At 65.6% G+C, this 18,314-nt stretch carries 16 protein-coding genes; 12 read left to right on the top strand and 4 right to left on the bottom strand.

Translation table 11 applies throughout. The annotated features are described in order from the left end of the window. Nucleotides 1-117 precede the first annotated feature (117 nt). The 6 genes from hpf to KXR83_RS12475 all read left to right on the top strand — a co-directional run bounded on the left by hpf (nt 118) and on the right by KXR83_RS12475 (nt 7,947). On the top strand, nt 118-900 hold the full coding sequence (hpf, locus tag KXR83_RS12500; RefSeq protein WP_030164580.1) for a ribosome hibernation-promoting factor, HPF/YfiA family: 783 nt from the start codon (nt 118-120) through the stop codon (nt 898-900). A gap of 129 nt (nt 901-1,029) precedes the next feature. Beyond that, nucleotides 1,030-3,855, top strand: a complete 2,826-nt coding sequence (gene secA, locus KXR83_RS12495) for a preprotein translocase subunit SecA (protein ID WP_437425116.1) — start codon at nt 1,030-1,032, stop codon at nt 3,853-3,855. Nucleotides 3,856-4,104: 249 nt separating this feature from the next. Then, nucleotides 4,105-4,638 (top strand): Rv3235 family protein, encoded by a 534-nt coding sequence (locus KXR83_RS12490; protein ID WP_437425115.1) that lies wholly within the window; start codon nt 4,105-4,107, stop codon nt 4,636-4,638. A 91-nt stretch (nt 4,639-4,729) separates the two neighbouring features. Next, nucleotides 4,730-6,169 (top strand): WS/DGAT/MGAT family O-acyltransferase, encoded by a 1,440-nt coding sequence (locus KXR83_RS12485; RefSeq protein WP_437425114.1) that lies wholly within the window; start codon nt 4,730-4,732, stop codon nt 6,167-6,169. A 29-nt stretch (nt 6,170-6,198) separates the two neighbouring features. Beyond that, on the top strand, nt 6,199-6,720 hold the full coding sequence (locus KXR83_RS12480) for a DUF6912 family protein (protein ID WP_437425113.1): 522 nt from the start codon (nt 6,199-6,201) through the stop codon (nt 6,718-6,720). Nucleotides 6,721-6,825: 105 nt separating this feature from the next. Continuing rightward, nucleotides 6,826-7,947, top strand: a complete 1,122-nt coding sequence (locus KXR83_RS12475) for a ferredoxin reductase (protein ID WP_437425368.1) — start codon at nt 6,826-6,828, stop codon at nt 7,945-7,947. A 98-nt stretch (nt 7,948-8,045) separates the two neighbouring features. Here the strand turns inward: KXR83_RS12475 and KXR83_RS12470 are convergent, their stop codons facing one another. Beyond that, entirely contained in the window at nt 8,046-9,482 is a 1,437-nt protein-coding gene (locus tag KXR83_RS12470) for a DEAD/DEAH box helicase (protein ID WP_437425112.1), read from the bottom strand. Nucleotides 9,483-9,897: 415 nt separating this feature from the next. Here KXR83_RS12470 and KXR83_RS12465 point away from each other — a divergent pair, with 415 nt between their 5' ends. Together KXR83_RS12465 and KXR83_RS12460 are read left to right on the top strand one after the other, a co-directional pair. Continuing rightward, nucleotides 9,898-11,199 carry a fatty acid desaturase family protein gene (locus tag KXR83_RS12465; protein ID WP_437425111.1) on the top strand — a complete coding sequence of 434 codons (1,302 nt, stop codon included), beginning with the start codon at nt 9,898-9,900 and terminating at the stop codon, nt 11,197-11,199. A gap of 107 nt (nt 11,200-11,306) precedes the next feature. Next, nucleotides 11,307-12,560, top strand: a complete 1,254-nt coding sequence (locus KXR83_RS12460; RefSeq protein WP_437425110.1) for a fatty acid desaturase family protein — start codon at nt 11,307-11,309, stop codon at nt 12,558-12,560. Here the strand turns inward: KXR83_RS12460 and rsgA are convergent. Continuing rightward, complete coding sequence (gene rsgA / locus KXR83_RS12455; RefSeq protein ID WP_116915013.1) at nt 12,557-13,549, bottom strand: ribosome small subunit-dependent GTPase A; 993 nt, start codon at nt 13,547-13,549, stop codon at nt 12,557-12,559. The two genes, KXR83_RS12460 and rsgA, sit on opposite strands and share 4 nt — an antisense overlap. Next, nucleotides 13,546-14,808 carry a 3-phosphoshikimate 1-carboxyvinyltransferase gene (gene aroA / locus KXR83_RS12450; protein ID WP_437425109.1) on the bottom strand — a complete coding sequence of 421 codons (1,263 nt, stop codon included), beginning with the start codon at nt 14,806-14,808 and terminating at the stop codon, nt 13,546-13,548. The genes rsgA and aroA overlap by 4 nt, the downstream gene beginning before the upstream one ends. Nucleotides 14,809-14,941: 133 nt before the next feature. Here aroA and KXR83_RS12445 point away from each other — a divergent pair, with 133 nt between their 5' ends. Beyond that, on the top strand, nt 14,942-15,691 hold the full coding sequence (locus tag KXR83_RS12445) for a hypothetical protein (protein WP_437425108.1): 750 nt from the start codon (nt 14,942-14,944) through the stop codon (nt 15,689-15,691). A gap of 105 nt (nt 15,692-15,796) precedes the next feature. After that, nucleotides 15,797-16,537: an SOS response-associated peptidase gene (locus tag KXR83_RS12440; protein WP_437425107.1), complete on the top strand. Its 741-nt coding sequence runs from the start codon at nt 15,797-15,799 to the stop codon at nt 16,535-16,537. Nucleotides 16,538-16,584: 47 nt separating this feature from the next. On the opposite strand, the gene KXR83_RS12435 is transcribed toward KXR83_RS12440, so the two are convergent. Next, entirely contained in the window at nt 16,585-17,067 is a 483-nt protein-coding gene (locus KXR83_RS12435) for a YbaK/EbsC family protein (protein WP_437425106.1), read from the bottom strand. Between the two features lie 244 nt (nt 17,068-17,311). Here KXR83_RS12435 and KXR83_RS12430 point away from each other — a divergent pair, with 244 nt between their 5' ends. Together KXR83_RS12430 and rsrA are read left to right on the top strand one after the other, a co-directional pair. Then, nucleotides 17,312-17,971: a sigma-70 family RNA polymerase sigma factor gene (locus KXR83_RS12430; protein WP_165842425.1), complete on the top strand. Its 660-nt coding sequence runs from the start codon at nt 17,312-17,314 to the stop codon at nt 17,969-17,971. Further along, on the top strand, nt 17,968-18,291 hold the full coding sequence (gene rsrA / locus KXR83_RS12425; RefSeq protein WP_081906631.1) for a mycothiol system anti-sigma-R factor: 324 nt from the start codon (nt 17,968-17,970) through the stop codon (nt 18,289-18,291). Before KXR83_RS12430 ends, rsrA begins: the two co-directional genes overlap by 4 nt. Nucleotides 18,292-18,314 lie beyond the last annotated feature (23 nt).

Here is an 18,314-nt window from a genome sequence, read left to right as displayed (position 1 = left end):
CCCAAGGCCACCGACGGTGGCGACGGGGGGAGGTGATGCCGAACATTCAGACCGGTACCAGGTCGCTTGCGGCCGCGGTACCGGAAGTCCTGTTCACCGATCCAGGAGGTATCGCAAGTGACGACAAGTGTCGGCAGGAATGCCGTTTCCGAATCCAGCGTCGACAAGCAAGCCAGTGTCGACCCCGAAGCCGCAGGTGCCCCCGAATCCGCCGCGCACGATCCGTTTGATCCCGGCATATACATACGAACCGAATCCTCCGACGCGCCGTCGCGACCTGATGCCGAAGTCCAGGTCAGCGGCCGCAACGTCGAGATCCCCGACCACTTCCGCATCCATGTGATGGACAAACTCTCCCGGGTGGAACGTTTCGATCCCACGATCTTCCGCTTCGACGTGGAACTGCACCACGAACGCAACCGGCGTCAGTCGAAGATCTGTCAACGACTCGAGATCACCGCACGCGGCAAGGGCCCCGTGGTTCGAGGCGAAGCCTGCGCCGACAACTTCTACGCCGCCCTGGACGCAGCGCTCACCAAGCTGCAATCCCGTCTACGTCGCACCAAGGACCGGCGCAAGGTCCACCACGGCCTGCGCACCCCGATCTCCGTCGCCGAAGCGACTGCGGCCGCCGATCCGCTCCTCAACGGCAATGCGCCCGCACCGGCCGGCGAGGTCGACGACGACCGATGGGCCGACCACAGTCCCGAGGCCGCGGGCCCCGGTCAGATCGTCCGCATCAAGGAACACGACGCGGTGCCGATGACCGTGGACGACGCGCTCTACGAGATGGAACTGGTCGGTCACGACTTCTTTTTGTTCCATGACAAGGAAACGGACAAACCCACGGTTGTGTACCGGCGGCATGCGTTCGACTACGGATTGATCCGTCTGTCCTGACCATCAAGAGGCACCTGATCTGCCTCGCGTGACCGCGATGGCGCTGACCGTGGCTACCATGGAATCCGACCTGCTCCGAATCTGCAGGTCGGATTTCGTGTGTAGTCAATTGGATCGAGGATAAAACCAGTGCTCAACAAGCTGCTGCGCGTCGGCGAAGGCCGGATGGTCAAACGCCTGGATGCCATCGCTTCGCATGTGGAGACGCTCGACAACGAGACCGAGGCGCTGACCGACGAGCAGCTGCGGGCCAAGACCGACGAGTTCAAGGAGCGCTACGCCGGTGGCGAGGCGCTCGACGATCTCTTGCCGGAGGCGTTCGCGGTCGCCCGGGAGGCCGCCTGGCGGGTGCTCTCGCAGAAACACTTCCACGTTCAGATTATGGGCGGCGCCGCCCTTCATTTCGGCAACATCGCCGAGATGAAGACCGGTGAGGGCAAGACCCTTACCTGTGTGCTGCCCGCCTATCTCAACGCGTTGGCCGGCGACGGCGTGCACGTGGTGACCGTCAACGACTACCTCGCCAAACGTGACTCCGAGTGGATGGGCCGCGTGCACCGCTTCCTCGGGCTCGAGACGGCCGTCATCCTGACCGGGATGACGTCGGATCAGCGCCGCGAGGCCTACAACGCCGACATCACCTACGGAACCAACAACGAGTTCGGTTTCGACTATCTCCGCGACAACATGGCGCACTCGCTGAACGACCTGGTGCAGCGCGGGCATCCGTTTGCCATCGTCGACGAGGTCGACTCGATCCTCATCGACGAGGCCAGGACACCGCTGATCATCTCCGGGCCCGCCGACTCGTCGAGCAAGTGGTACGCCGAATTCGCCCGCATCGCGCCGCTGCTCAAGAAAGACGTGCACTACGAGGTCGACATCCGTAAGCGCACCATCGGTGTGCACGAGGAGGGCGTCGAGTTCGTCGAGGACCAGCTGGGCATCGACAACCTGTACGAGGCGGCCAACTCGCCGCTGGTGAGCTACTTGAACAATGCGCTCAAGGTCAAAGAACTCTTCGAGCGTGACAAGGACTACATCGTCCGCAACGGCGAGGTCCTGATCGTCGACGAGTTCACCGGCCGCGTGCTCGAGGGCAGGCGTTTCAACGAAGGTCTCCACCAGGCGATCGAGGCCAAAGAGCGGGTGGAGATCAAGGCCGAGAACCAGACCCTGGCCACGATCACCCTGCAGAACTACTTCCGCATGTACGACAAGTTGTCGGGCATGACGGGTACGGCGCAAACCGAGGCCGCCGAGCTCGACCAGATCTACAAACTCGGTGTGCTGCCCATCCCGACGAACAAGCCGATGGTGCGCGCGGATCAGACGGACTTGATCTACAAGACCGAAGAGGCCAAGTTCGACGCGGTGGTCGACGACATCCTCGAGCGTCACCAGAAGGGCCAGCCGGTCCTGATCGGTACCACCAGCGTCGAGCGGTCCGAGTACCTCGCCCGGCAGCTCAAGAAGCGTGGCGTTCCGCACAACGTGCTCAACGCCAAGTTCCACGAGCAGGAAGCCCAGATCATCGCCGAGGCCGGCCGCAGCGGTGCGGTCACCGTGGCCACCAACATGGCCGGCCGTGGTACCGACGTCGTACTCGGCGGCAACCCCGACATCCTGGCCGACATCCGCCTGCGCAAGGCGGGGCTGGATCCGGTGGACACTCCCGAGGAGTACGAGGCCGCGTGGGACGAGATGATCGAGCTCGTCAAGAGCGAGGTCGCCGACGACGCGGAGAAGGTCCGGCAGGCCGGCGGGCTCTACGTACTGGGTACCGAGCGGCACGAGTCCCGCCGTATCGACGACCAGCTTCGTGGTCGTTCAGGTCGTCAGGGCGATCCCGGCGAATCCCGTTTCTACCTGTCGCTCGGTGACGAGCTGATGCGCCGATTCAACGGCGCAGCCCTCGAGGCGATCATGAACCGGGTCAACCTCCCGGACGACGTGCCCATCGAGGCCAAGATGGTCACCAAGGCCATCCGCAGCGCACAGACGCAGGTCGAGCAGCAGAACTTCGAGGTCCGTAAGAACGTCCTCAAGTACGACGAGGTGATGAACCAGCAGCGCAAGGTGATCTACGCCGAGCGTCGCACCATCCTCGAGGGCGAAGACCACCGCGAGCAGGTCCAGCGGATGATCGACGACGTCGTGGGCGCCTATGTCGATGCCGCCACGGCCGAGGGTTACGTCGAGGACTGGGACTTCGAGCAGCTGTGGACCGCGATCAAGACGCTGTACCCGATCGAGATCGACTACAAGGAACTGGTCGAGGAGAACGAGTTCGGCGAGCGCAAGGAGATCAGCGCGCAGGAACTGCGGGACATGCTGATCGCCGACGCGCACGCGGCGTACGAGAAGCGTGAGAAGGAGATCGAGTCGATCGCCGGCGAGAACGCTATGCGCCAGCTCGAGCGAACCATCCTGCTCAGTGTCCTCGACCGCAAGTGGCGGGACCACCTCTACGAGATGGACTACCTGCGCGAAGGTATCCACCTGCGCTCGATGGCGCAGCGTGACCCCGTGGTCGAGTACCAGCGCGAGGGTTACGACATGTTCACCGGCATGCTCGAAGGCCTCAAAGAGGAGTCGATCGGCTTCCTGTTCAACGTGGCTGTCGAGGCGACACCTGCACAACCGGCCGCCGCAGTTGCACCGGCTGCCCCCGCAGCGCCTGCTGCTCCCACGGCACCGGCACCCCTGCCGACCGAACAGCCGGTCCCGGCGCGTAAGCCTGCTCCGGCAGCCTTGCGCGCCAAGGGGATCGACGACTCGGCCGATACTGCGCTGACCTACAGCGGTCCGTCGGAGACCGGTGGCACCGCAGTCCGCCAGACCGGTTCGTCGAACGGCCAGGCGTCCGGTACCCGCAAGGAGCGGCGCGCTGCCGCACGCGCAGGCACCAAGACAGGTGGGCCCAAGCCGGCCAAATCGCGCAAGAAGCGGTGATACTGACGGCGATCTGAGGTCGCCGTCAGCGTCACCTCTCGGGACAAAGGAACCCGGATACCGCAGGGCACGTCGTACTGCTGGTATCCGGGTTCCCCGGTTTACCGGGCCGGCCACCAGCGCCGGTCGTGTGCCGATGGGTCCGGGGGGACCATGACAACAACAACGCTCGGGCCGGCCACGGAGCTCGCCCCGATCTCAGAGTCGAGCTCACCCGCACAAGAGGGTCCGCTCGTTGGTTCTCGGTCGATGGGGGCGACCGATTCGTTCGCCGCGGAGGTCGTGGATCGCGCATGTCTCCGGGTGACCGCCGCACCCCGATACGAACCGGAACCGGTTGATCCGAGTCACCCGCGGGTGATTCCACTCGGCCGGTCGGCTCCGCGCCGTCGATCTCCGGTACCCGTGGTGTCCGACGGTGTCGACCTCGAGATGCGGCAATTCGCCATCGGGGCAATCAAACTCGTGCTCGAGGTGATGAACCGTCGCCGTCCCGTGACGCAGTTGTCGGCGGTGGCGATCCCGCATATCGCCGACCAGTTCCGAACGCTGCTGTCCTCGGGATCCGACCGGGGTGGCCCGCCCGCGGCGTTGCTACGCCTGCATACGCAGAGCATCCGGCCCGACGTCGCGGAGATCACCGTCGTCTACGGACGGGGCGACAGAGTGTTCGCGATGGGTGCTCGTGTGGAGCGCCGCCGGGTCGTGACGCGCGCAGCCGAGCCGGGGGGAGCACGCCGGCGAACGCAGCGCTGTCTCCTGACCGCTGTGACCGTCGGATGATCGGCGACCATGCGCTCGCCTGCCACGAGGCCGCAACGCCGGGGTGGCGGACAGGTGGGCCCGTTCGGCCACCGACGGCTAGCATCGAACTGTGAATCGGCTGTCGCCCCAGGACTCGATGTACTACTACCTCGATGAGCGCGGCACCACCACGCAGGTCGGATCGCTCCTGATCCTGGAACGTCGCCCTGGGGGACTGGACTACGCGAGTCTGCTGACGACGGTCGAGTGCCGCCTGCAACTGGTACCCCGATATCGGCAGAAGATCCGCGAGGTGACGCTGGGGTTGGCGCGGCCGGTGTGGGTCGACGACCGCGACTTCGACATCACCTATCACGTGCGACGTTCGGCGCTGCCGAGTCCCGGCGCCGACGACCAGCTGCACGATCTCGTGGCGCGCCTGATGTCGCGACCGCTAGAGCGCAGTCGGCCACTCTGGGAGATGTACCTCGTGGAGGGCCTCGCGGACGACCGGATGGCCATCCTCACCAAGACCCACCGGGCGCTCGTCGACGGGCACGAAGCGCTCGAAATCAATCAGGTGATCGTCGACGACACCCGTGAACCCGCCCAGATGCCCGAAGACCTCTGGCTTCCCGACCGGGAGCCGAGCAACAGCGAGCTGGTGGTCGGGGCGATCACCGACGTCATCACCCGGCCCTGGGAGATGGTCGACCAGGTGCGAGCCGCCACCAACCAGGTGACCTGGTTGGGCCAGGCCGTCACGGCGACGGCACGCAGGGTGGAGACGGTGATGAAGATGGCGGCCAGCACCGCGCCCGCGAGTCCACTCAACGGTGCGACGGCGCCCACCCGTCGATTCACGGTCGCCTCGTTCGCGGTCGAGGACTGCGTGGACATCGCCGAGCGGTACAGCTGCCAACCCAACGACGTGATCCTCGCTGCCATCGCGGGGGCCATCAGACGATGGCTGCTCTCGCGCGAGCAAGCTGTGGGCCAGGTCGAGACCATCCGCGCCATGGTCCCCCTCTCGGCGTACCCGGTCGACAACGACGCGGCGGAGTCCGAGGCCGACATCGAGGCCCGCGGCATGGCCACTTCGGCCGAATGGATGGCAGGCGGTCTACACGGGTTTGTCACCGATCTCCCTGTGGGAGAAGCAAATCCGGCTGTCCGCCTCTCACAGGTCGCGCAACTGGCCGAACGGCACTCGCAGTCCAACCGACGGGGATCGGTGGGCGTGGAACCCTGGATGCCCGAGATCGGGCCGGCAACCTTCCATGCGATGAGCGCTCGCGCGACAGCCTCGCTGTCGCGTCGGTCGTTCAATCTGCCCATCACGATCGCCCGGGGTCCGAGGGCTGCGCAGTACCTTGGTGGCAACGAGATCCTCGCGATCTACCCGGTTCCGGTTCTGGTGCGCAACCGCGCGCTGGCCGTCGGCCTCACGTCGTACAACGGCAGGATCTACTTCGGCCTCAATGCCGACCGCGGTGTGATGTGGGATCTGGGCGCGATGGCGGAGTACCTCACCGACTCGTTCGACGAATTGCTTTCCGGCGCGCGCTGAGCCCGTGCCGGTCCCTCGAGAAAGGTCACATGAGAATCTATCTGCCCGCCACACTGTCGATGCTGTTCGAACTCAACCAGTCCGGTGAGTTCCGGCCGGTCGGCGGTACGGCATTCGCGCTGACTCCGGCGCTCCGAGAGGCGTACCACGACGGTGACGACGAGGAACTCGCCGAAGCAGCCATCCGTGAAGCAGCCAGGGCGTCGCTGCGGTTGCTGGCCGCAGAGGACGACGATCGGTCCGACGAAGACGGGCAGTCGCAGCTACCTGCCAGGCGTGTGGTGATCGCCGCCGATGTCGACGAGGTCAAGTTGCGACCCGACCTCGACGTGGCGGTGGTCAAGGTTCCACCGGTGGTGGACCGCTCGGCGATCGCGTCGGTTCTCATCGACGGTGGTGATGCCGAGGACAAGGTGGTCCGAGCTGTCGGGCTGGTGGACTCGGCCGACCTCGGCGACGAGGACTCCGAGCTGGCGATCGGTGACATCGAAGATTTCGACTTGGGTTGGTATGCAACGCAAGAGCTTCCATTCCTGTTGGAGCTGCTCTAGGCGCGCGGGCGCCGACCTCCCTGTGCGCCCGTTCGACGCGTAACCTACGGTTGCGTAAGTTTGCGCCCGAGAAATGACGGCGGCAGTTGAATGGAGGCACTGGAGATGGGTTGGCGAGAACGTTTCGAGGCACCGGTGCGGGGCATCGCCAGCAGCAACCGGGCGGCCAACACCGTCCGTGCGGTGGCGGCAAGGATCACCACCCCGTTGTTGCCGGACGACTATCTGCACCTTGCGAATCCGCTGTGGTCGGCGCGTGAGCTGCGCGGCAAGATCGTCGAGGTCCGGCCGGAGACGCCGGACTCGGCGACCATCGTCATCAAACCGGGGTGGGGGTTCTCGTTCAATTACCTCCCGGGCCAGTACATGGGGATCGGGGTGCTCGTCGAGGGGCGCTGGACCTGGCGTTCGTATTCGCTGACGTCGGTGCCGCAGACCTCGGGCGGTGCCCGTAGCCGAGTGGTCACGATCACCGTCAAGGCGATGGCCGAGGGCTTCCTCTCCGGGCACCTGGTTCGGGGTTTGGCACCGGGCACCGTGGTCCGGCTCGCGCCGCCCCAGGGTGAGTTCGTCCTTCCCGCGGACCTGCCCGAGAAGCTGCTGTTCGTGACCGCCGGTAGCGGCATCACCCCGATCATGTCGATGCTGCGCACGATGGAGTCGCGCCATCAGCACACCGATGTGCGACTGATCCATTCGGTGCCGACGGCGGATGACCTGATGTTCGGCTCGGAACTCGAAGCGGTGCAGGCGAGCGGGCTGCTCGACGCCCACATCCAGTTCACTCGCAGCGAGGGCAAGGTGGACATCGAGCGTCTCGATGATCTGTGCCCGGATTGGGCGTCCCGACAGACCTGGGCCTGTGGTCCGGCCGCGCTGCTGGATTCGCTGACCCACAAGTGGACCCAGGCGGGTCTGCGGGACCACCTGCACATCGAGCGGTTCGCGTTGGAGCGTGGCGAGGTCGGTGCCGAGGGCGGCACGGTGACCTTTTCTCGGACCGGCAAGACGGCGACCGTGGACGGTGCCACCACACTTATGACGGCCGGTGAGGATGCCGGCGTGCAGATGCCGTTCGGCTGCCGGATGGGTATCTGCCAGAGCTGTGTGGTGATGCTCGAGAAGGGTTGCGTGCGAGATCTGCGCAGCGGCGCCGAACACGTAGAGGGAGAACGGGTTCAGACCTGCGTCAGCGTCGCGGCAGGGGATTGCACCCTCGAGGTCTGACACACCGACCCCCGATGATGTGTTGTTCTGGCGGAACTCACCTGGAGGTTTGTTCGCCAGAAGGGCACATCATCGGGGGTCGGGACGTGTAGCGGCCTCTAGCGTGCGGAGCCGGTCCGGCTTGAGGTGCTGCTGCGACGGCTGCCACCCTGGCCGGTGTGGCCGCGGGTACGGCCGTTCTCGGCGCGGCCACCTTCGGATCGCGCGCTCTGTCCACGGCCACGACCCTCATACGGCGCGGAGCCGTTGGCGGTCGGACGGGCGGGGCGACGGCCACCGGCGGAGCGGCTGCTGCCGGGCGCCTTCGCCGTCCGGTTCGGGACGTTGCTCACGGCAGGCGGCGCAACCAGGTCGGCCGGTTCGCCGACCAGTGTCTTGAGCTGCTCGGAATCGGCGGTCACCCGGATCGGGGTGGCCTTGATCGCGGCCTTGCGCAGCAGTTGCGACATGTCGCGACGCTGTTCGGGAAGGGTCAGGGTCACCACGTCGCCGGCACTGCCCGCGCGAGCTGTGCGGCCCGAACGGTGGAGGTATGCCTTGTGCTCGGTGGGCGGGTCCACGTGCACAACCAATTCGACGTCGTCCACGTGCACGCCGCGTGCCGCGACGTCGGTGGCGACCAGCACACGGGCCTTACCGCTGGAGAAGGCGAGCAGGTTGCGATCGCGGGCCCCCTGCGACAGGTTGCCGTGCAGGTCGACGCTGGGGATGCCGGCGTCGGTCAGCTGCTTGGCGAGCTTGCGGGCCTGATGCTTGGTGCGCATGAACAGGATCCGGCGACCACGCCCCGAGGCGAGTGCGAAGACGACGCCCTTCTTGGAGTCCTGTCCGGAGACCTCGAAGATGTGGTGGGTCATCGCGGAGACATGCGAGGTGGCCTCGTCGACCGAGTGCATGACCGGCTGGTTCAGGAAACGCTTGACCAGCTTGTCGACACCGTTGTCGAGGGTGGCCGAGAACAGCAGTCGCTGTCCGCCTTCGGGGGTGGCGGTCAGGATGCGGGTGACGCCGGGGAGGAAGCCGAGGTCCGCCATGTGGTCGGCCTCGTCGAGGATGGAGATCTCGACGCGGTCCAAACGCACCAGACGCTGGCGCATGAGGTCTTCGAGGCGGCCCGGGCAAGCCACGACGATGTCCACTCCGGCGCGCAACGCCGAGGCCTGACGGCCCTGCGGGACGCCACCGAAAATGGTCGTCACGGTGAGTCCGAGGGCCGCGGCCATCGGCTGCACGACAGCGGTGATCTGGGTTGCCAGTTCGCGGGTGGGCGCCAGGATCAGGCCGCGCGGGCGGCCGGCTCCTGCGGGGCTTCCCGCGGACAGGCGGGCGACCAGCGGAATGGCGAAAGCGAGGGTCTTGCCACTACCGGTCTTTCCGCGACCGAGTACATCGCGGCCGGCGAGACTGTCGGGCAGCGTGTCGGCCTGGATGGGGAACGGGGCGGTGATGCCGCCGGCGGTGAGCACCTTGACCAGGCGCGGGGGAACGCCGAGGTCGGCGAAAGTCGTTGAGGCAGGACTGGATACAGAAGTCATCAAAAAATCACGTTTTCCGTGTTACGCGGTGCTCCGAGCTCGATTCACCGCTGGTTGGCGCGACTGCCGCTGATCAGGGCCGAATATTTCGGCCACCATTCGGTGGGCAGTAACGATCGCCGTGTGAAAGCTCGGTGGGGTTGATCAACTCGCACATGATGCGCATCGAATCTCTTCGGGTGCGACGGTGCGAGGAAGCAGTTCCACGACGGTTCCGCGCATATGGCGCGGAGTACCCGTCAACTATAGCCCGCGATCGCCGCGTTCCGGGTATTTGCGCCTGCGTGACCTGAGTCTCACCGCACTGGACAGCCTCGGAATCGGAACCTACGATTGCGTAAGTTACGTTCCCGTAGGTTGCTCTCTCGATCCGGTTCGGCCTCCCCCAATCCTCGAGAAGAGAGGTTTGATTCAGATGGCAATAGCTGACATCCCCGAATACGCCCACCTGACCGACGCCGATGTCGAAGCCCTCGGCGCGGAACTCGACGCGATCCGCCGCGACATCGAATCCGTCCGTGGCGAGAAGGATGCCAAGTACCTCCGCAACACCATCCGCTTTCAGCGCGGCATGGAGCTGACGGGCCGCGCGCTGCTGTTCGGCGCCCGCGACCGCAAGCTGTGGGCACTCGGTGCCGGCGCCCTGGGCGTCTCCAAGATCGTCGAGAACATGGAACTCGGCCACAACGTGATGCACGGTCAATGGGACTGGATGAACGATCCGGAAGTGCATTCGACCAGCTGGGAATGGGACAACACCGGCCCATCCGCCCACTGGAAGCACACGCACAACTTCATCCACCACAAGTACACAAACGTGCTGGGGATGGACGACGACGTGGGCTACGGATTGATCCGGGTGACCCGGGATCAGCGGTGGAAGCCGTTCAACCTGGGCAACCTCGCCTACAACACGCTGCTCATGCTGTTCTTCCAGTACGGCGTCGCCGTCCAGCACCTCGAGCTCGGCCGGGTCGCCGCGGGCAAACACCCCAACCCCGACGAGTTCAAGAAGGACCTCAAGGACGTCGGCATCAAGGTGGGCCGGCAGATCAGCAAGGACTACGTGGTCTACCCGGCGCTGGCCGGCGCGGCCAACCGCTCGTGGACGAGCTGGGGGCGGGCGATGACCGCCACGCTCGCCGGCAACACCATCCGCAACATCTGGACCAACGCAGTGATCTTCTGCGGCCACTTTCCCGATGGGGCCGAGAAGTTCACCAAGCAGGACATGGAGAACGAGACGCAGGCCCAGTGGTACCTGCGGCAGATGCTGGGCAGCGCCAACTTCCATGCGGGCAAGCCACTCGCCTTCATGAGCGGCAATCTCTGCTACCAGATCGAGCACCACCTGTTCCCCGATCTGCCGAGCAATCGGCTCGCGGAGATCTCCGTGCGGGTTCGCGAACTGTGCGAGAAGTACGACCTGCCGTACACCACGGGCCCGTTCCTGGTGCAGTACGCGAAGTCCTGGCGCACCATTGCCAAGTTGTCGCTACCGAACAAGTACCTCAAGGCGACCACCGACGACGCACCTGAAACGGCATCTGAACGGCGCTTCAAGTCGCATCCCGAGCAGCGACTCGTTGCCGAGATCGACCCGACGACAGGCCGCCGCCGCGGATTGCGCAGTGCGATCAACAGTCTTCGTGGTCGCCGCTCACCGGTGATCTCCATCCGTAAACGCACTCAGACCGACGGCGTCAGGGCTGCCTGAACGTACCGGGTCGCCCCCGACAACCCCGGCGTGGACAATGGTGGAACCACCAAAGTCCACGCCGGCTTCATCCGGTGGACAACGCCGACAAGGAGTTACAAGGCGCGATGGCAATCACTGACATCAACGCGTATGCGCATCTGACCGAAGCCGACGTCGAGGCTCTCGGCAACGAGCTCGATGCACTGCGACGCGAGATCGAATCCGACCGCGGCGAGCGCGATGCCAAGTATCTGCGGCGCACCATCGCCGCGCAGCGATTCCTGGAGGTCGGCGGTCGGCTGACACTGCTGGGAAGCCGCAACCGGCTCCTGTGGCTCGGTGGCACGGCCATGCTCTCGGTCGCCAAGATCATCGAGAACATGGAACTCGGCCACAACGTCATGCACGGCCAATGGGATTGGATGAACGATCCCGAGGTGCACTCCACGTCGTGGGAGTGGGACATGGTGTGCGCTTCAACCCACTGGAAGCACTCGCACAACTACATCCATCACAAGTACACGAATGTGGTCGGCATGGATCACGACGTGGGCTACCGGGTGCTGCGAGTGACGCGCGACGAACCGTGGCAGTGGAAGCACCTGCCCCAACCGTTCATCAACCTGTTCCTCGCGGCCACCTTCGAGTGGGGAATCGGTCTGCACGACTTGGAGATCCGCGAGTATCTGGCGGGGAACAAGCCGAAAGAGATTGCGGTCCCGCAGATCAAGGACTTCTCGAAGAAGGTCGCCAAGCAGCTGGCCAAGGACTACGTGATCTTCCCGCTGCTGTCGGGCAAGGCTGCTCGTCGTACCCTCACCGCCAACCTGACGGCCAACCTGGTTCGTAACTTCTGGGCGTACCTCGTCATCTTCTGCGGTCACTTCCCCGATGGCGCAGAGAAGTTCAACGAGGAAACGCTGATCGACGAGACGCACGGCCAGTGGTACCTGCGTCAGATGCTCGGCACCGCCAATTTCAATGCCGGCCCGGCGATGGCGTTCATGAGCGGCAACCTCTGCTACCAGATCGAACACCACCTCTTTCCTGATCTGCCGTCGAATCGCTACGCAGAGATCGGTGTCCGGATCCGTGAGCTGTGCGAGAAGTACGACCTGCCGTACACCACGGGGTCGTTGCCGAATCAGTACTGGCTGACGTTCCGGACCATCTGCAAGCTGGCACTACCTGACGGTCTGCTTGTCGACACCGCCGATGATGCTCCGGAAACCGCATCGGAGAAGAAGTTCTCGGGCCTGCGTGGCGCCGCTGCGGTCAGTGGCCGACGGCTCGCCGCCGACAAGCGCGAAGGCCTCAAAACCGCTCTCGTCGAGGCACGTTCACGGCGCAAGGCCCGCACAAAGCAGTTGCGCGCCTAGTCCCAGTGGTTGGCCACGCTCAGCGCCGCCAGTAGTTCGCGCACAGCCATGGCGCGTCGATGGTGCTGGCCCTCGAGTGCGTCCAGAGCGCACTCGGGGTCCGCGGGTGGCCCCAGGTGGGTGCAACCACGGGGACAGGCCTCGATGGCGACGGCCAGGTCGTCGAAAGCCTTGATGACGTCCTCAGGGCCGATGTGGGCGAGCCCGAACGAGCGGATGCCGGGTGTGTCGACCACCCATCCGCCGCCGGGTAACGGCAACACCACCGACTGTGTCGAGGTGTGCCGGCCCTTGCCCACACCTGACACCACCGCGGTTGCGCGGTATGCGTCGGGAACCAGTCTGTTCACAAGCGTGGATTTGCCGACGCCGCTGTGCCCGATCAAGGCGGTCAGCTTGCCCTGCAACAGTTCCTGCGCGGGTTCGATGGGATCGTCCCGCCCGGCGATCAGAACCGGCAGGTCGAGGTCGGCGAACGCCGCGCGAAAGGATTCCGGGTCGGCCAGGTCCCCTTTGGTCAGGCACAGTACCGGGGTGAGACCGCCGACATAGGCTGCGGCCAAAGCTCGTTCGACGAACCCGGTGCGTGGGGGTGGGTCGGCGAGTGCGGTGACGATCAGCAGTTGCTCGGCGTTGGCCACCACGATGCGCTCGTATGGGTCGGTGTCATCGGCCGTGCGCCGCAACACAGTTCGTCGCGGCGCCACCCGGACGATGCGTGCCAGGGTGTCTGCTTTGCCGGACAGGTCGCCCACCACCGAGACGTCGTCACCGACCACGATGGGGGTGCGGCCGAGTTCGCGGGCGCGCATGCAGACAACTCTGGTGTCGGGGTCGTCGGCGAGTACGCATCCCCACCGTCCGCGATCGACGGAGACCACCATGGCCGTCTCGGCATCTTCATGTGTCGGACGGGTTTTGGTGCGTGGCCGAGTGCCCCGGCCCGGGCGTACCCGGACATCGGTCTCGTCGTACTGCCGCTTGCTCAAGCGTTGATCATCCTCACCCACATCGCCGGGAAGTCGGGGAGTGTCTTGGCGGTGGTGCCGATGTCGTCCACCGAGACGCCCTCCGTGACCAGTCCGACAAGAGCGCCTGCGGTGGCCATCCGGTGATCGGCGTACGCACGCCAGGTCCCGCCGTGCAGGGTTCTGGGCTCGATGACAAGACCGTCCGGGGTTTCGCTGCACCGCCCACCCAGCCGGTTGATCTCGGCGGTCAACGCCGCGAGGCGGTCGGTCTCGTGGCCCCGCAGATGGGCGATGCCGGAGAGTGTCGACGGTCCTTCCGCGAGGGCGCACAGTGCGGCGACGGTCGGGGTCAGTTCGCCGACGGCGCTCATGTCCCACGAGATGCCTTGCAGCCCAGTGGGTCCGGTGATCGAGAGAACGCCGTCCTCGTTCCGGCTGCGGCACCCCATCGCCTCGAGGATCTGGACGATCACCGCCCCTGGCTGAGTGGTCGTCACCGGCCACCGGGGAACCGAGATCGTGCCGCCGGTGGCTGCCGCGGCGGCCAGGAAGGCCGCGGCGTTCGACAGGTCGGGCTCGATCCGCCAATCGACGGCACGGACCGTACCCGGCGCCACCTGCCAACGGTTCGCGGTCGAGACGTCCACCGCGACACCGGCTGTGGCCAGCATGTCGATCGTCATCGTGATGTGGGGGGTCGACGGGACGGGGTCACCGACGTGGATGATCGAGAGTCCATTGTCGAAGCGGGCCGCACTGAGCAGCAGGCCCGAGACGAACTGCGATGACGCCGACGCGTCGATGGTGACCTCGCCCCCGCGCACCCCACCCGACCCGGTGATGGTGAACGGGAGGGAATCGCCCTCGACCTCGACACCGATGTCGCGTAGTGCCCCGAGGATGGTGTGCAACGGCCGGCTGCGGGCCTGTTCGTCACCGTCGAACTCCACGACGCCGTCGGCCTGGGCAGCCAGCGGAGGAACAAATCGCATGACCGTGCCGGCCAGCCCGCAATCGACTTTTCCGCTGTGCAGGGGCCCGGGGGTGATGGTGACGGTGGCGGGATCGTCGGGATCGATGTCGACCCCCACACCGAGCTCGGCCAGCGCATCGAGCATCAGGTCGCTGTCACGGCTGCGGAGTGTGCCGGTCAGTGTCGACGGACCGTCGGCCTGCGCCGCCAGCACCAGTGCCCGGTTGGTGATCGACTTGCTGCCGGGGAGGCTGACAACGGCGTCGACGGGCGCGGGAGCGTGGGGGGCGTTCCATGCATTCACCCAGACAGTCTTTCATGCCTTCGCAGCAGGTCCGATGGTCCGAGGCGGCCTCGGGGCGCCGTGGGGCGAGGGTGGTCTGCCGAATAGCTGACAAGACGGGAATTTGTGGCTGTTCGCCCGCTATGTTCTTTCCATGAACCTTCGCCCAACTCGCCCCGCCGCGCTCGTCGCACTATGTGCCGCAGCCGTTTTGACCCTCTCGGCGTGCTCCGACGACTCATCGGACAGTGCGGATCCGTCCGCGAGCGCGCAAACGTCCTCGAGTTCGGAGCCCACGGCCGCCGAACTCGACGCCCGTGCCGAAGACCTGATGCTCCCCGAGTCGGAGTTCCCTGGCGGCGGCACGTATGTGGTGATGGACAAAGCCGCGATCGAGGCCGACAACGAGTCAGATCCCGAGGTGACGCCGACGGGCTGCGCGAACATCGCCGATGAGACCGATGCCAGCAAGCAATTCGACCGGGCGAAGGTCAAGTACGACCTCGAAGACGGCAGCACCATCGAAACCCAGGTCATCCTCGGTCAGGACGGATCCTTCGAGGAGCTGGAGAACGACATCGCGTCCTGTCCTGCGATGACCATGCGCGACGACCTCCCGGACGGTTCGCAGCTGGTTGCCGAGATGGAGAACTCGCTCGAAGACCCCCAGGGCACCACCGTCCCGGCGAAGACCGTCGTGAGTACCGGCACCGCAACCGTGGGTGCCGACACCTTGCCGCTGACCATCCGGTCCACCGGGGCCTACGTCGACGGCGTCACCGTGAGCGTCGACGTGACGCTCATCGGAGACGACGCCGGCAGTTGGGGCAGCGCTGACGAGGCAGCAGTGGTCGACCTCCTCAACAAGCAGATCGCCATCGTCCAGGACGCAGCCAACGCCTGATACCGACCGAACCGGCGCCCTCTCGACCTGTCGAGGGGGCGCCGGCGTTCGTGTGTGCATGCGTCACTGCCGCGGTCGGCGCTCGCGCCGGGGATAATGGGCGGCATGTGTGGGCGATACGCCACGACGGCGAGTACATCAGATCTGGTTGCCGCGTTCGACGCTGCTCTGGCCGCCGAGGACGCGGCCAAACTCGACAATCCGTCCTACAACGTGGCCCCGACGACAACGGTCCCGACCGTTCTCGAACGGGCGGAGCGATCTGAGTCGGACCATGTCACCGATGGCGAGCCCGCCGTGCAGCGGCAGTTGCGGGCACTGCGCTGGGGACTGGTGCCGAGTTGGGCCAAGGACCCGTCCATCGGCAGTCGGATGATCAACGCGCGATCGGAGACGCTGACCGAGAAGCCCTCGTTCAAACGGGCCGCCGCGAAACGCCGCTGCATCTTGCCGGCGGCAGGCTTCTTCGAGTGGACCAAGGGAGAGGACGGCAAGAAGCTGCCGTTCTTTCTGCACGACCCCGACACCCCCATCCTCGGTTTCGCGGGTCTCTACGAACTGTGGCCCGGCCCGGGCAAGGCCAAGGATGATCCGGACCGTTGGTTGTGGACCACCACGGTGATCACCCGTCCCGCGGCGGATGCACTGGGCCACATCCACGACCGCACGCCGGTCATCGTGACCCCGGACATGCGCGACGAGTGGCTGGATTGCTCGAGCGGCAAGGTCGATGTGGCCCGAGACCTGCTGGCGGCCCTGCCCGAGCCGCACCTGGTGCCGTACCGGGTGTCCACCGACGTGAACAACGTCCGCAACAACCGCGCGGATCTGATCCAGCCGCTCTGAGGGTCCGCGCAGCACGGTTCCTCAGCGCTTCAGCAGTCCCGACGCCTTCAGGAAGTGACGTCTGCGACGACGGCGTCGGTGACGGCGATCAGATCGGCGGGGGACAGCTCGATCTCGAGGCCGCGTTTGCCCGCACTGCAGAACACCACCGGCCACAGCTCGGCTGTCTCGTCGACGACGGTGGGCAGCGGCCTGCGCTGACCGATCGGTGACACCCCGCCCAAGACGTAGCCGGTGACCCGCATGACGTCCTTCGGCTCGGCCATCGCCGCCTTGCCACCGAGCCCGAGCGCGGCAGCGGCAGCTTTGAGCGAGAGCCGGGTGGGAACGGGGATGACCGCCACGGCCAGCGCCCCGGCCACATCGAACACCAGCGTCTTGAAGATCTGGTCGGGTTCGGCACCCACCGCGTCGGTCATGAACGTGACGGCCTCAGGACCCCAGGCCCCGTCCGAACTCGTCGAGTATTTGTGAACCCGGTGGTCGATGCCTGCCGTCTGCAGGGCAAGCAATGCCGAAGTCGCTGCCATGGATATCCATTGTCCTGCCCGAGATGGTTGTTCGGTCCGGCCACCCCGTTGTCGGGACGTGCACGGCACCTCGCGGAAGCCACTGATAAAGCCCAGGGTGGGCAAAACCTGACGTCTTCCGGAACAAGGTGCGCGGCGATGGTGTTCTTTACTGCGAAGGAGGTGTGGTGTGCACAGCAACTCAGCAGATACCGGGTCGGTAGGCTTGCTCGACAGACCTGATTTTCCCGCAGGTCTCGAAGGGATTGTCGTGACCGAAGCCGAAACACCGGAAGAGCACCCAGAGACCCCGGAAGAGCAGTACGCGCGATTCGAGCGCGACGCTCTGCCGTTGCTCGATCAGATGTACGGGGCCGCGTTGCGGATGACCCGTAATCCGGCCGATGCCGAAGATCTGGTGCAGGAAACGTATGTGAAGGCGTTCACCGCGTTCAAGTCGTTCCGTGCCGGGACCAACCTGAAGGCGTGGCTGTACCGGATTCTCACCAACACGTACATCAACGGCTACCGCAAGAAGCAGCGACAGCCCGCGCAGTACCCGACCGACGAGATCACCGATTGGCAGCTGGCGGCAACCGCCGAGCACACGTCGGCAGGTCTGCGGTCGGCCGAGATCGAGGCGCTGGACGCCCTCCCGGACGACGACATCAAGGCAGCTCTGCAGGAGCTGCCCGAGGACTTCCGGATGGCCGTGTACTACGCCGACGTCGAAGGTCTGCCCTACAAGGAGATCGCCGAGATCATGGACACCCCGATCGGGACCGTGATGTCGCGACTGCACCGGGGTCGTAAGCAATTGCGCGACCTGCTCGGCGACGTCGCTCGCGAGCGAGGATTCAACAGAGGAACTGGCGGCCGATCGGCCGGTGGCCGCAAAGGTCACGAACAGGAGGTTGCCGGATGAGTACCGGGAATGCAGGCGATGGAGTGGGACGCGACGCGCGTGCCGACGAGGCCATCGACGAAAACGACCGGCTCGACTGTTCGGCGGTGATCGCCGACGTCTGGCTGCTGCTCGACAACGAGTGCGACCAGAACGCGCGGGCGCGGCTGCAGACGCACATCGATTCGTGCGCGCCATGCCTCGAGCACTACGGGATCGAGAAGCAGCTCAAGAGTCTGGTGAGCCGCAAATGCGGTGGAGATCAGGCACCTGAAGGCCTGCGCGAACGCCTGACGCTGGAGATCCGCAAGACGGTCATCGTCCGCGAGACCCGCGGGTAGTTCCTACAGACAGCCCCTCAAGC

It is taken from the genome of Williamsia muralis, from assembly GCF_051487485.1.
GTDB lineage: Bacteria > Actinomycetota > Actinomycetes > Mycobacteriales > Mycobacteriaceae > Williamsia > Williamsia muralis_B.
The sequence above is the reverse complement of the archived record's forward strand: the minus strand, read 5'-3'. Positions and strand labels throughout refer to the sequence as shown.

Bases quoted from the DNA above. Each gene is read 5' to 3' on its own strand.
- rsrA (WP_081906631.1), top strand. From the start codon at position 17,968: ATGAGTACCGGGAATGCAGGCGATGGAGTGGGACGCGACGCGCGTGCC.
- KXR83_RS12470 (WP_437425112.1), bottom strand. From the start codon at position 9,482: ATGACTTCTGTATCCAGTCCTGCCTCAACGACTTTCGCCGACCTCGGC.
- KXR83_RS12440 (WP_437425107.1), top strand. From the start codon at position 15,797: ATGTGTGGGCGATACGCCACGACGGCGAGTACATCAGATCTGGTTGCC.
- KXR83_RS12435 (WP_437425106.1), bottom strand. From the start codon at position 17,067: ATGGCAGCGACTTCGGCATTGCTTGCCCTGCAGACGGCAGGCATCGAC.
- KXR83_RS12475 (WP_437425368.1), top strand. From the start codon at position 6,826: ATGGGTTGGCGAGAACGTTTCGAGGCACCGGTGCGGGGCATCGCCAGC.
- KXR83_RS12480 (WP_437425113.1), top strand. From the start codon at position 6,199: ATGAGAATCTATCTGCCCGCCACACTGTCGATGCTGTTCGAACTCAAC.
- KXR83_RS12465 (WP_437425111.1), top strand. From the start codon at position 9,898: ATGGCAATAGCTGACATCCCCGAATACGCCCACCTGACCGACGCCGAT.
- KXR83_RS12460 (WP_437425110.1), top strand. From the start codon at position 11,307: ATGGCAATCACTGACATCAACGCGTATGCGCATCTGACCGAAGCCGAC.
- KXR83_RS12445 (WP_437425108.1), top strand. From the start codon at position 14,942: ATGAACCTTCGCCCAACTCGCCCCGCCGCGCTCGTCGCACTATGTGCC.
- KXR83_RS12490 (WP_437425115.1), top strand. From the start codon at position 4,105: ATGGGGGCGACCGATTCGTTCGCCGCGGAGGTCGTGGATCGCGCATGT.